Consider the following 12,679-nt stretch of genomic DNA (forward strand, 5'->3'; position numbering starts at 1 on the left):
GCAAGCGCGATGTGAAAGGCAGCGGGGTGCCCGCGTTTGCGCCGGTGCCCCGCTGCCTTGTTGCAATTAGTCCTCGTCTTCTTGGTCTGTGGAAAGGCCCGCGAGCGTGAGTCCCAAGATCTCATCGGCTTGGTCGGCGTCTTCCGGCGCGTCGATGTCCTTGAGCTTGCGCTCCATAACGTTGGTGCGCGTGGTGATGATGCCCTCGACCGTTTTGCCCGCGGTCTCGATTTGCTGCTGGGCGCGGCGCAGCGCCTTTTGATAGCGCGGCAGCTCGGCCTTGACAGCGGAGAGCACGCGCAGTACATCGTCGGTGCGTTTTTGCAGCTTAAACGTTTGGTAACTCATCTGTAGGCTGTTGAGAATGGCCGCCATGGTGCTAGGGCCGGCAACGTTGACGTGATAGTCGCGGCCCAGGGTCTCGATAAGCCCGGGGCGGCTGACGACCTCGGCGTACAGTCCTTCAAACGGCACGAACATGATGCCAAAGTTGGTCGTTGCCGGCACACTCAGGTACTTTTCGCAGATGTCCTTGGCCTCGCGCTTGACCATGGTGTCGAGCGTCTTGCGCGCAGCCGCCACGGTCTCAGCATCGCCCGACTCCTGCGCGTCGAGCAAGTGCTCGTACGCGTCGCCCGGAAACTTGGAGTCAATCGGCAGCAGCACGGGGTCGCCCTCGTCCACCGGCAGCTTGACGGCAAACTCAACGCGCTCCGAGGCGCCGGGCTTGGTGGCGACGTTTTCCAGATACTGGTCGGGTGTAAGGATGTCCGCCAGAATTGCACCCAGCTGTACCTCGCCCAAAATGCCACGCGCCTTCACGTTGCCCAGCACGCGCTTAAGGTCGCCCACGCCGGTGGCGATGGACTGCATGTCGCCCAGGCCCTTGTACACGGCCTCGAGCTGGTCGCTCACCTGCTTAAACGATGCCGACAGGCGGTCGTTGAGCGTGCGGGAGAGTTTCTCGTCCACCGTCGCACGCATTTGATCGAGCTGCACGTTGTTGTCCTTGCGGATGGCGCCCAGCTGAGCATCGACCGTCTCGCGCACCTTGTCCAGGCGATGCTCGATGCCCTCGCGGTTGGCGCCGAGCTGTTGGGCCGTCTCGCGGCGCAGGTCATCCATCCGGTCACCAGCCTGCGAGAACTCGCGTGCGATGGTCAGGTAACGTTGCTGCTCCACGGCCGCATCGGTCGTCTGCTGCTGCGCGATGGCATTGGCCGTGCGGCGGGTTTCGGCCAGCGCGACGTTCAGGGCATCGAGCGCGTTGTTGGCCTGCTCGAGTGCTGCCAGCGTTTCCGCGCTACTGTCGCCACGCTCCCGCAACTCGGCACGCAGGCTCTTGAGCTGGAGGGCGCAAGCCACAGCAACCCCCACCGCCACCAAGGCGATCACAACAAGCACAATATCAATAGCAGACATAAACTCCGCCCAACAAACCCAATCGAGCACCAATCAAAATCGCGATCAATCTTACCCCGTCACACACACGGATCACTCACTGCCTTGCAGACAAATTTCTCTTAGAGCCGCGGACGCTAAAACGCTAACTCTCCCAGCCGGCGCGGATTGTTGTTATGACATCGCCTAGGCGCTGGCCGAGGGCTGACAGATGTTGGAGCACCTCGTTGGGCGATGCGCCGTTGAGGATGCACGTGAGGGCATACGACGCCAGAAAGATGGCCGCAAGCCCTAACGGGATGAGCACGATCATCGCCAATATGCGCAAGCGCTGGCCCACGCGGCGACGACGCGCACGACGCTTGTCGAACGCGAGCTCCTGCGCATATGAATCTTGCTGTACGGAATAGGCCTCTGGCGCCGATTTACACCCGGGCACAGCTGCAGGTACAGCAGCGGGCACGACATTTTGCACGGGCGCCTGGTTGGCAACCCCTTGCATTTGCATCTCTATAAGCCGTTGCTGTTGGCGCAACATGCGCTCGGCTTGTTGCTGCGGAGTCTCAAGAAACAGATCCATGCTGGCCTCCAAAATCGGAGCATTCGACGCTTACGACCAGCATCCCGCACCGCCATGACCGCGACAACGCAATCGCCGGCAATAGCCACAAAGTTTCTTCTGCTCAAAAGCTGTCGAAAAGCTCAACAACTCCCCTACCAGCACTTTCTCTGAGCTTTTTTCGCCAACAATCTTTTGGCCTTCCACCCTTACGCCAACTGACCAAAATCTAACCAATAGCTTGACGAAAATTGTGGAGACCGGGACCCCACACAAAAAGTGCCGCCCCAAAGGGGCGGCACACAAACTTATTATCAGCTTTTCTGTAACGAGCATGCGGCGACTCAACGCCGGGGCGCAGGGCGGGGAAACCTTTGCCTCGCGCGACCCTGCGAAGCCGTGAGCGAGAGGGGAAGGTTTCCCCGCCCTGCGCCCCGTGGTCGGTGAGAACAGACTACATGCCCGCGAGACCGCGGGCGGCGGTGGCGCACATAAATGCCAAGACGAGAATCACGAGCGACCCGGCGATGTCTGCCAGCACGCCCATTACGCGGCGCTCAAACAGCCAACTCTCAAAGTGCGGGGCGACGTTGCGCCAAACACGCCACAGCAAGATGCCCATACCGATGACGCCCGGGATATTGAGCAGTAGGATCTCGGAGCACAAAAGACCGATCAGGTTGCCGGCAACAAAACCAGCATCGCCCTCGCAGTATTTGCGGTAGACCATATACAGCATGTACGCCACAAACGGCTGCAAGCACGCAGAAATAAACGTAACCACCATCGAGGGCTCCTGAGAAAAGACATCGGTGAGCTTATCCACGCTCGTGGCATCCTTAGAGGCCAGGAACAGGCCAATGACCACCACGGGCACCACGCCCAAGATGACCTCGACCAGAGTAAACAACTTGGCAGTCAAATCCTCACTAGCCGAATTCAAATGAGGCGCCCACTCAGGATGAGCATGCGCCCCAACCTTTTTCTCCTTATCGGCACGGGCAACCTTACCGTCCTCATTAACCACGCGATTAGGATCACGACGAGTCCCAGCAGCAGCCATCCGAGCCCGAGACTTCTTACCCATAAAGCACCCCACATCAGGCAGTAAATAAACAAAAACACTACCCAGTTTACCCCTAAGCGATGGTGCGGCCCCAACTGGCCCCCACACAAAACGTGCCGCCCCAAAAAGGGGCGGCACACAAACTTTAATATCAGCTTTTCTGTAGCGAGCACGCGACGAACCGAAGCCGGGGCGCAGGGCGGGAGGCCGGATCGCCTTCCCTCAACGCGACCCTGCGGAGCCGTGAGCGGGGAGGGAAGGCGATCCGGCCTCCCGCCCTGCGCCCCGCAGCAGCCAGCGCCAAGCGCTAGTAGTTCACCACCTGCTCCTCAAAGTACGCCTTGGGGTGGTTGCACACCGGGCACACCTCAGGCGCCTCGGCACCCACATGCAGGTGCCCGCAGTTCAGGCACTTCCACACCTTTACGCCCTCACGCTCAAACACCTCGCCCGACTCGATGCGCTCGACGAGCTTGTTGTAGCGCTCCTCGTGGGCCTTCTCGACGGCGGCGACACCACGGAACTTTGCGGCAATCTCGGCAAAGCCCTCCTCCTCGGCGGTCTTGGCAAACTCGTCGTACATCGTGGTCCACTCGTAGTTCTCGCCCGCAGCGGCGTCGCGCAGGTTGTCCAGAGTGCCCGGAACGGCGCCGTCGTGCAGATACTTAAACCACAGCTTGGCGTGCTCGGACTCGTTGCCCGCCGTCTCGGCAAAAATATTCGAGATCTGAACGTAGCCGTCCTTTTTGGCCTTGGATGCATAGTAGCGATACTTGGTGTGTGCCTGGGACTCACCGGCAAAAGCGGTCTCGAGGTTCTTCTTGGTTTGGGAATTCTCAAAATCCATAGGTGTACTTCCCTTCAACGCATGCCGCCCGTAGGCTTCGAGCGGCCTCGTCTTTAGGATGCCCTCAAGCCGCGAATTTAAACCTTACAATCCCGTTCTTCAGATTCGAGTGAGCTACACACTCAGCCAACGATCGCCCTCGGAGCCGCAAAAGCCCTCGCGCTCCAGATCGGCAAGAATGCTTGCGACCAGCTCGCGCTCGACCGGCTCTCGGCCGGCTGCCGTCTCCATCTCGTTAACGCCTGCAACGGCTTCATCGAGCGTAATACCTGCCGGTTGTCCATCGCGCGCCGCCAGCAGCATGCGCACAATGTGGGCGCGCTTTTGGCGACGCGAGCCCTCAAACTTGGACTGACGACTATAGCCCGCCGACCGCCTGGACGGATTGGGCAGCGTCTTTTTAAGATACGCGCCGTAATCCAGCAACGCGTAATACCATGCGCGCGGCGTGTCGGCATCGTCTTGAGGCACGGCAAAGGGCGCAATCTCATCCGCCGCCGCACCAGGGGCCGCCGGACAGGCGGCTTGAATCAGCGGCACCAGCTCGCGATCGGGAACGGCCGGCACATCGGGAAAGAAATGATGCAAAAAGACCGTGCGCACATTGGTCTCTAGATACACGCCTGGAAGATCAAACGCAAACGAACGGATGCCCTGCGCCGTTGCCGGGCCAATGCCGGGCAGAGCGACCAAGTCACGCGTCTCACGCGGAAACTCCCCGTCCCAGTCCTCTACAACGCGCTGAGCGGCCCCATGAAGCGCCAGAGCGCGTCGGTTGTAGCCCATGCCCTGCCAAGCGTCCAAAACATCGGAAGGCGCGGCCTGGGCAAGCGCCTGCACAGTCGGAAAACGATCGAGCCACACCGGCATGCGCGCCTCCACACGCGGCACCTGCGTTTGCTGCAGCATGACCTCAGAAAGCCAAATGATGTACGGATCGCGTGTGCGGCGCCACGGAAGGTCGCGATAACGCAGGACCCCTTCCGAACGAATCATCGAACGAAAGGGGTCCTGAATCATGGCTATGCTCCTTATGCGGCGCTATTCCTCCCGGTAAGCGCACGCGCAGGTGGCGTACTCGGGAAACGCTTCGCGGTCGGCGAACTTGGGATCGACGGCCGGGAACTGGCGGTGAGCGACGATGTCGCCGAGCGAAACGGAATCGAGGTAGTCGCGCATCAACGCCTGGGCTCCGGCCCACAGGGGATGATAGCAGCACGCGCCCATGCGCGCACAGTCACCATCGGGCGCGGTGCAATCGTTCATAACCATAGGACCCTGAACGGCCTCGACGACCTGGCGGATAGTGACGTCGTCCGGACTGACCTTGAGACGCATGCCACCGTGGACGCCACGCAGGCTCTCCACAATACCGGCCTGGACCAAACCGTGCTGGATCGAACGGGCAAACGAATACGGGACATTGACCTCTTCGGCAGCGGTGCGAACAGAAAGCAAACGCTCCGGATCCTCGGCAAGCATCGCCAGCATGCGAAGGGCGTAATCAGTCTTCCTCGATATGTCCATTTTTCCCCTTTCGAGGAATACGAACAGCTCGAACGAGCTCCGGGGCCGAGCTTGTGTCGAGACGCTAAATGACCGCCAGGACATCCAAATGGTAAATCGGATATCCACTGAGTGCCGCGCTTGGAGCGAAATGCATCAGATGCGGCGCACAGTGCAATTTAGTATAACCTAACCCCCTGTCTCGTAAAACAGGTGTTGCGCAACAAAGCTGTTGTTCAGACAGATATACTTATTAGATTTTACTTGCGTTCCCGAAGGCGCGGGGATTCTGGGCGAAGATGCACCAGGGCGATCGTTCTATCGAAACAAAGTGCATCAAACGCAAAAAGCCACGTCCGAAGACGTGGCTTTAATTGCGTTGGCGGGAAGTACGGGGCTCGAACCCGCGACCTCCGACGTGACAGGCCGGCGCTCTAACCAAACTGAGCTAACTCCCCAGGCAGACGTTCGCGTTTGTTTCCGCTCGCGTGCGCTGCGGGGATTAGTATACACAGAAGTCTGTCCGGCGCGCAACAACTTTTTTGAAAAAATTTTTCGGTCCCTCCGGGAGGGTCTCCGGGGCCGGCGGGCGCGGGTTGAGTTTGCTGCTCTACAGTCCTGCGCAAGACGGAAAGCACATTAAGTGCTTTCCTTTGCGTGCGGAACTCGCGACAAACTTAACCCCCGCCCTCAGCCCCGGAGACCCTCCCTGCCGTCACATTGTTCAATCAGTTTTGCGGGCGTGCGCCGCTGCGCGGCTAGCCCGCATGCTCCTCGGCGGGGTTGGTCTGATGGATCTTGTTGAACTTCCGCCTTTGGCTCAAATGGAAACGGGGGGACGCATCTGCATCCCCCGTTTTTGTTGTGATTACTCTAGGTCAATAAACTTAGTGCTTAGGATCTTGCCGTCTTTTACTAGCATTCTGGCCATGGTGGGGCCTCGGGTGCCTCTGGGGTAGCTGGCGCTGCCCGGGTTGAGGACTAAGCAACGGCCCACTTGGGCTTCTTTGGTTACGTGGGTGTGGCCGTTGATGGCTACGTCTACGGATCCCACCGGAAGGTCTTCGCGGTAGTGGGCTACGGCGAATTTAAGGCCTTCGTAGGTAAAGAGCGCAAGACGGTCTACATCGGGGCCGTAGTCGCGGTAGTAATCGTTGTTGCCCAGTACGGCCCGCACGGGGGCGATGGTGCATAGGTGCTCGTAGTCCATCTCTGACGTGAGGTCGCCGGCGTGGATAATCAGGTCTGCGCCCTCAAGCTCATCCAGGAGCGCAGGCGAAAGATAGCCGTGGGTGTCCGAGATGATGTCGATACGCTTGGCGCTTGCACTGTTCATGGGATCCCTTCCGCAAAAAACGATTCGGCAGATACATACAAAAAGGCCCCACGGCTCCGCAGACGATGGGTCTACAGGGCTGCGGGGCCAGTGTGCTAGAGACTCAGAGCCTTCTTGAGCGGCACGACGCGGCGGCGCGAAACCGGCACGCGTTCGTCGACGCCCGTAATGCCCAGCTGGATGGCGCCCGAGGGCACCGTCTCCACATCCGTGACGCACGCCAAGTTGACGATATAGCGGCGGTGAACACGGAAGAAGCCAAAGTCGCAGAGTCTGGCCTCAAACTGCGCCAGCGAGGTCGTCGACAAAAAGCGATCATCGACGGTATAGATGCAGGAGTAATCGTCCTTGGCCATGATAAAGCGAATGTCGTCCACGGGAATGAGCACCTTGCGGCCGCCCTTTTCCACCGGGATACGCTCGATGGTCACCTTGCTGTCCGTAACCGGCTTGGTGCGTTGCATGACCTTCTCGATCGCGCGATCCAAGCGAGCTTCCTCGACCGGCTTCATCAGATAATCGACGGCATCCACGTCGAATGCCTCGACCGCATGGTCACTATACGCAGTCACAAACACGATCGCCGGCGGATTTTTGAGCTTATGCAGCGCCTCGGCAAGTTGCAGGCCCGAGGCACCGGGCATCGAGATATCGAGAAACACGACATCCACGCGACTTTCCATAAGCATCTCGATGGCGGAGCGGACGCTCGACGCCTCCGTGATCGTGCCGATCTTGCCCGTTTGCTCGAGCAGGAAGCGAAGCTCCGAGCGAGCCGGCGCCTCATCATCCACAATCATCGCACGCAGCATAGGGATAAAACCTTTCGTCAACTAACTACGCCGGGCATCCGTCGCATGACGTTGAGCCCGTAGCCTTTTATTTTACTCTTGAATGTCAAAGATGCTCTCTGACAAATCAAGATGAAGGAGCACTTTGGTGCCCTTGCCCGGCGCCGATTCGACACGCGTATAGGAGTGCGGCCCATAAAAGCGATGGATGCGCTCCGAAATATTGTGCATGGCCACACCGGCGCCGCCACCCTGGGGAGAGCTGGCGTCGGGACGGGCAGAACGCTCGTCAAACAGTCTGGCGGCGGTACCCTCATCCATGCCCACGCCATTATCGGCCACGGCAATCAAGATTGCATCCTCGCCGTCTTGGTGAACGGTCACGTCGATCCTCAGGGCGTCGTCATCGCCCATACCATGACGTACGGCGTTCTCGACAATCGGCTGGATCACGAACGCCGGCACCAGCGTATCTTCCACGTCCTCGGACACATCGAACGTCGCAAGCACGCGGTCCTCGCCAAAGCGGGCCTTCTCAAAGGTAAGGTAGCGCCTGGTCTGTGCGACCTCGCGCGAGACCGGAATAAGCGATCCCGAGTTGTCGAGCGTGGCACGATAGAACGATGAGAACTCACGAAGCAGTTCGCGGGCCCGCAGCGGGTCGGTGCGCGTAAACGATGCAATGGTGTTCAGCGTGTTGAACAGGAAGTGCGGGTTAATCTGCGCCTGCAGCGCACGCACCTCGGCGCGCGCCGTGAGTTCCTTTTGCACCTCGAGCTCGTGGATGGCGAGCTGCGTGGACAAGATCTCGGCAAAGCCCGAGGCAAGCGCGTACTGGGTACGGTCGACGGCGCGCGGGGTCTTGTAGTAGAACTTGAGCGTGCCGACGGTACGATCGCCCACCTTGATGGGGGCGATAATGCCGGCGGGGACTTGGTTGTGCGAGCCGTCCGAGCCCACGACATCCACCATACGGTTGAACGACTGCACGATGCCATGTTCGATAACGTAGCGTGTGGCAAGCGTGTGGATGGGAGTATCGGGCAGCAGTTTTTCCTCAAACTCGCCCGCGCAGGCAAGCACGTTGTCCTCGTCGGTGATGGCCACCGTCATGGCGCGCGTCTCGGGCAAAATGCGCCGGCACACCAAACGCGCCGACTCCTGCGTCAGACCGCCCTTAATGTCCTCGAGCATGGCCGAGGCCACCGAGAGCGTCTCCTCGGTGTACTGGGAGCGCACCGAATCGGGATTGAGCGTCAAAAAGATAAAGATGCACAGAAAGATGCACAGCAGCGCGCAGGCAATCACCGTGGCGATCGGCTCGATACCGGTCACCAAGGCAAAAATAAAGTATACCAGCACGCAAATGGCGCAGGCAACGGCAATGATGCGAAAGATTGATATTGAACTATCGCGCTGGGCGCGGCGGTCGATCATTCGGCCCCCTCCAGGATACTGATCAGTTGTGCGTCACGCCAAAGCCCGTCCATGATCTTGGGCCAAAAGCTCTGGAAACGCAGGTAGCTTGCAGCGTTTTGGCGCGCATAGGCCTTTGCCTCGTCGATACCATGGCGCCAGATGCGCAGGTAGCCCTCATGCTCGCAGGTAAACACGCTGCGGACCATAGCGGTCTTGCGCACGCGGTCGTCGAGCTCGCGCGAAATCCACGGGCCCGGGTAGGGCATGAGCGATGCCGCCGTAACGGGAATGAGCTCCTTTTGATGCGCGGCGAATGTCAACTTGGCCCGTTCGTAGTACCAACGGTATACATCCTGCATAAAGCGCGGTGAGCGCTTTTCGGACTCCGGAGGCAGATGGCGCACGGTCCACTCGTTATCGAACCACACGTCGTAGCCAAACATGCGCATGTTAAAGAGGTAATCCAAGTCCTCGCCGCGGGTGATAAACGGGTCAAAGGCCACACGCGTAAAGGCGCGGGCGTGCAGGGCCATCAGGCCGCCGCACACGTAGTTGGAGCGCGAGATGCGGGTGCCCGAGAGCGCCTTTTTCATCCAACGGTTGAACTCGATGCGCTTGGTCCACCAACGATGGCAGATGCCCGCCTTGTCCGTGGGAGCCAGCGGCGAGCCGTCGCAATCGTAGAAATAGCCGCTCTTGACCAAGATCGGCAAGCCCTGACGCGTCTGCTGCCCCAACGCATAGGTCGCGCGCTTCATGAAGTCGGCGTCGATGACAGTCTCATCGTCATCCAAGAAGATAACCGCGTCATGCCCCAGCACAGCGGCGCAGGCTAGCCCCATATTGCGGATGGCACCGTAGCCTCGCAGGCTCACGCACTCGCCCGAACCCTTGGGCGCGATCTGAGCAACCCGGTCTGCGATGCGCGAGGCCTGGGTGTTGGTGACAACGGTGACCTTGAGCGTGGGATGCGCGTCGACAATCTCGTGCACGCGCAGCGACACATCGGCTGTGGCAGAAACGGGACAGACCACCAAAAGGATGATGCGCGGGATGTCACGTACCTGCTCAAGCGAGGCCAGGCAGCGGTCGAGTTCGGGATTGTCGGCGTTGAGTCGCGTCGAATGGTCATAGGTGCCAGGGGCGTTTGCGCAAGCGTCATCGCCCGCCCAATACGTTGGAATCACGACCGTGGCGTTCATGCCTTACCCTCCCTGCAACACAAAAACGGGGCGCCGCCAAACACAGGCGACGCCCCGCGACCTAGCTGATTCCATCATACCCACTTGGGCAAATCATTGCTCGCAAGTCGCAATGTTTATTGCGGATAACCCCAAAAGAGTACCGTGGACAGGCACAATAGCCGCTCGCTCCTATGCGGCATGCTCTGCCGCCCGAGTCATGCGGGACAGGCGGACCAGCAGCATAAAGCCAACGATCAGCAGCACGCCAATGGAAAGGACGCCCAGCGACGGGTTGCCGGTCAGCGAGGTGACGACCGACACCAGGAAGGTGCCCATAACGCTTGCATAACGACCAAAGATGTCAAAGAAGCCGTAGTACTCGTTGGACTTTTCCTTGGGGATAATGCGGCCAAAGTAGCTACGGCTGAGCGCCTGCACGCCGCCCTGGAACAGGCCGACCATAATGGCAAGCACCCAAAACTCAAAGGCGGTCTTTAGGAAGAACGCGGCGAACAGCACAATGCCCATATAGGCGGCGACTGCCACCAAGATCATGTTGAGCGTGCCCACGCGGCCGGCGAGCTTGCCGTAGATGATGGCGGATGGAAAGGCCACGAACTGCGTGACGAGCAGCGCCAGGACCAACTGGGTCGAATCGATGCCCAAAGCCGAGCCGTAGCTGGTAGCCATGGAAATGACCGTGTGCACACCGTCGATATAGAAGAAGAACGCGATCATGTAGACCAGCACGGTCTTGTTGTGGGCGATCTCGCGCATGGTGTGTCCGACCTCGGAGAACACACCGCCCACGATGTGGCCGATAGTGTCCTCGGGACCGCGCTCGCGACCGTACTTTTGCTTATAGGTGCGAATGAGCGGCAGGGTAAAGATGAGCCACCAGGCACCAGTGATGATAAACGACAGACGCGTTGCCAGCATGGTGGGGACGCCAAGAGCGGGGCCACCCATGATGAGCGCCAGGCAGATGACGAACGGCACGGTGGAACCGATGTAGCCCCAGGCATAGCCCGAGCTGGACACGGCGTCCATGCGCTCGTCGGTGGTAATGTCGGGCAGCATGGCGTCGTAGAACGTCATAGAAGAGTTAAGGCCGATGGTGCACAGCACGTACACGGTCAAAAATGCCATGGCGGACATTGGGATAGCCTGCGCCAGGCAAAGCACCAGGCCCGTGAGGAAGAAGCCCAAGAAGAACTTGATCTTGTTGCCGGCGTAGTCGGCAAGCGCGCCCAGAATGGGCATGAGCATGGCGATGACCAGCGAGGCGATCGTCTGCGCATTGCCCCAAGCGACCACCAGGTCGGCCGAGGAAGCGCCGGTATTGATGGCGTTAAAGTAAATGGGCACCACCGAGGTATTGAGCAGCACAAGGGCCGAATTGCCCACATCATACATAACCCAGTTACGCTCGAGCTTGGTGTATTTCATGGACAGGGACCCTTCGTATTCGCCCGATATGCAGTTAGTTCATCGTACCCCAATTGTCCAGAACCGCCGGTAAGGATTCGGCAAAGGGGCACGCACGGGCCCTATTCCTCGCGGTCGAACTCCTCATCGGCATTGAGCACGCGACCGCTGTAGTTGACGCGACTGGTCACGGCATCCATGTCACCGGTCTCGATAAAACGTGCGACCGTGCACTCGTAATCGACCAGCGCGCGATCAAAGACCTCGGGGAAACTCTCGTTCGAGACCTCGTCGGTAAAGGGATTCTTCCATGTCAGATGGCCCAGGTTACCGGTGCGCTCGGGCAGCTCCGTCGTCACGCGATGGGCAAGGCCGTCGAGCAGCGAGTAGTCGTGCACCAAGCCCTCAACCAGCGAGATCGCGCGCGTCTTTGCGGAGCCGGCCGGCTCAATCGCGCGGTAAAGTCGCTGCATATTGGCAACGGCAGCACCGTACTCCCCCGCCGGAATGTCAATGCCGTACACGCGTCCGGCAACATAGCTCATCAGCACGCCGGCCACGCGATTGATGCGATCGGTGGTGACGATCTCGCCCGCCGGCGGGTAATCGTCGACCGTAGCGCCATCGCGTTTAAGCTGCAGCATCAGTACATCCAGGTCGCTCTCGATCACGGCATGGACCTGACTGCTCGAATCCTCAAGCTCTGAATCGGACTCCACGATGCCAAACTGCTGCTCATAGACAAAGGGATGGGCGTTGCGGTCGAGCACGTAATGAGACAGCAGGCCCAACGCAAAGGCGCGACCCAAGCTGGCATCGCGCGGCTGCAGGTGCGACACGCCGTCGCGCAGGCACGCGAACTGGCGAGACATGCGCGACCGATGCATGACCTGCGCCAGCAGCGTGCAGTCGGAAACACGCGGTGTCAGAATGTGAAAGAAAAACGGGTCGGGGCCTTGGTTGCCCAAGATAAAGGCAATGCGCTCTTCATCGGACGTGATGACGCCCTGCGGAAGACGGTCGATGCTTTCCTCGCCAAACAGATGATGGGTGATAAGCGCGGGCATAATGATCCTTTCGATTTCATTCGATGCCACCCATTATGCCCACCGCGCGCCCATGCCAAACCTGCGATGGTAAAC

At 59.6% G+C, this 12,679-nt stretch carries 12 protein-coding genes and 1 tRNA gene; all 13 read right to left on the minus strand.

Features of this window, described 5'->3' with window-relative positions:
- Window positions 1-66: 66 nt before the first annotated feature.
- Complete coding sequence (locus I2H81_RS08300) at window positions 67-1,422, minus strand: DNA recombination protein RmuC (protein WP_195645228.1); 1,356 nt, start codon at window positions 1,420-1,422, stop codon at window positions 67-69.
- Between the two features lie 124 nt (window positions 1,423-1,546).
- On the minus strand, window positions 1,547-1,981 hold the full coding sequence (locus I2H81_RS08305; protein WP_195645229.1) for a hypothetical protein: 435 nt from the start codon (window positions 1,979-1,981) through the stop codon (window positions 1,547-1,549).
- 433 nt (window positions 1,982-2,414) lie between these two features.
- Window positions 2,415-3,047, minus strand: coding sequence for a hypothetical protein (locus tag I2H81_RS08310; RefSeq protein WP_195645230.1), 633 nt, complete (start codon window positions 3,045-3,047; stop codon window positions 2,415-2,417).
- Between the two features lie 286 nt (window positions 3,048-3,333).
- Entirely contained in the window at window positions 3,334-3,873 is a 540-nt protein-coding gene (rbr, locus tag I2H81_RS08315; protein ID WP_195645231.1) for a rubrerythrin, read from the minus strand.
- Window positions 3,874-3,987: 114 nt separating this feature from the next.
- Window positions 3,988-4,893 (minus strand): HhH-GPD family protein, encoded by a 906-nt coding sequence (locus I2H81_RS08320; protein WP_055285277.1) that lies wholly within the window; start codon window positions 4,891-4,893, stop codon window positions 3,988-3,990.
- Between the two features lie 21 nt (window positions 4,894-4,914).
- Entirely contained in the window at window positions 4,915-5,400 is a 486-nt protein-coding gene (locus I2H81_RS08325; RefSeq protein ID WP_138341664.1) for an RrF2 family transcriptional regulator, read from the minus strand.
- 359 nt (window positions 5,401-5,759) lie between these two features.
- Window positions 5,760-5,837: transfer RNA gene (locus tag I2H81_RS08330), tRNA-Asp, on the minus strand.
- Between the two features lie 410 nt (window positions 5,838-6,247).
- The gene (locus I2H81_RS08335; protein WP_006235155.1) at window positions 6,248-6,715 is read right to left on the minus strand and encodes a YfcE family phosphodiesterase; all 468 of its coding nucleotides are present in this window, start codon (window positions 6,713-6,715) and stop codon (window positions 6,248-6,250) included.
- Window positions 6,716-6,810: 95 nt separating this feature from the next.
- Window positions 6,811-7,527 carry a LytR/AlgR family response regulator transcription factor gene (locus I2H81_RS08340; protein ID WP_195645232.1) on the minus strand — a complete coding sequence of 239 codons (717 nt, stop codon included), beginning with the start codon at window positions 7,525-7,527 and terminating at the stop codon, window positions 6,811-6,813.
- A gap of 72 nt (window positions 7,528-7,599) precedes the next feature.
- Window positions 7,600-8,943 carry a histidine kinase gene (locus I2H81_RS08345; protein ID WP_195645233.1) on the minus strand — a complete coding sequence of 448 codons (1,344 nt, stop codon included), beginning with the start codon at window positions 8,941-8,943 and terminating at the stop codon, window positions 7,600-7,602.
- Window positions 8,940-10,127: a glycosyltransferase gene (locus tag I2H81_RS08350; protein ID WP_195645234.1), complete on the minus strand. Its 1,188-nt coding sequence runs from the start codon at window positions 10,125-10,127 to the stop codon at window positions 8,940-8,942. The genes I2H81_RS08345 and I2H81_RS08350 overlap by 4 nt, the downstream gene beginning before the upstream one ends.
- A 171-nt stretch (window positions 10,128-10,298) precedes the next feature.
- Complete coding sequence (locus I2H81_RS08355) at window positions 10,299-11,558, minus strand: MFS transporter (RefSeq protein WP_006235159.1); 1,260 nt, start codon at window positions 11,556-11,558, stop codon at window positions 10,299-10,301.
- A 101-nt stretch (window positions 11,559-11,659) separates the two neighbouring features.
- The gene (locus tag I2H81_RS08360) at window positions 11,660-12,604 is read right to left on the minus strand and encodes a zinc dependent phospholipase C family protein (RefSeq protein ID WP_161145313.1); all 945 of its coding nucleotides are present in this window, start codon (window positions 12,602-12,604) and stop codon (window positions 11,660-11,662) included.
- Between the last annotated feature and the right edge of the window lie 75 nt (window positions 12,605-12,679).

The sequence above is a fragment of the Collinsella aerofaciens genome (assembly GCF_015561195.1).
Classification (GTDB): domain Bacteria; phylum Actinomycetota; class Coriobacteriia; order Coriobacteriales; family Coriobacteriaceae; genus Collinsella; species Collinsella aerofaciens_AC.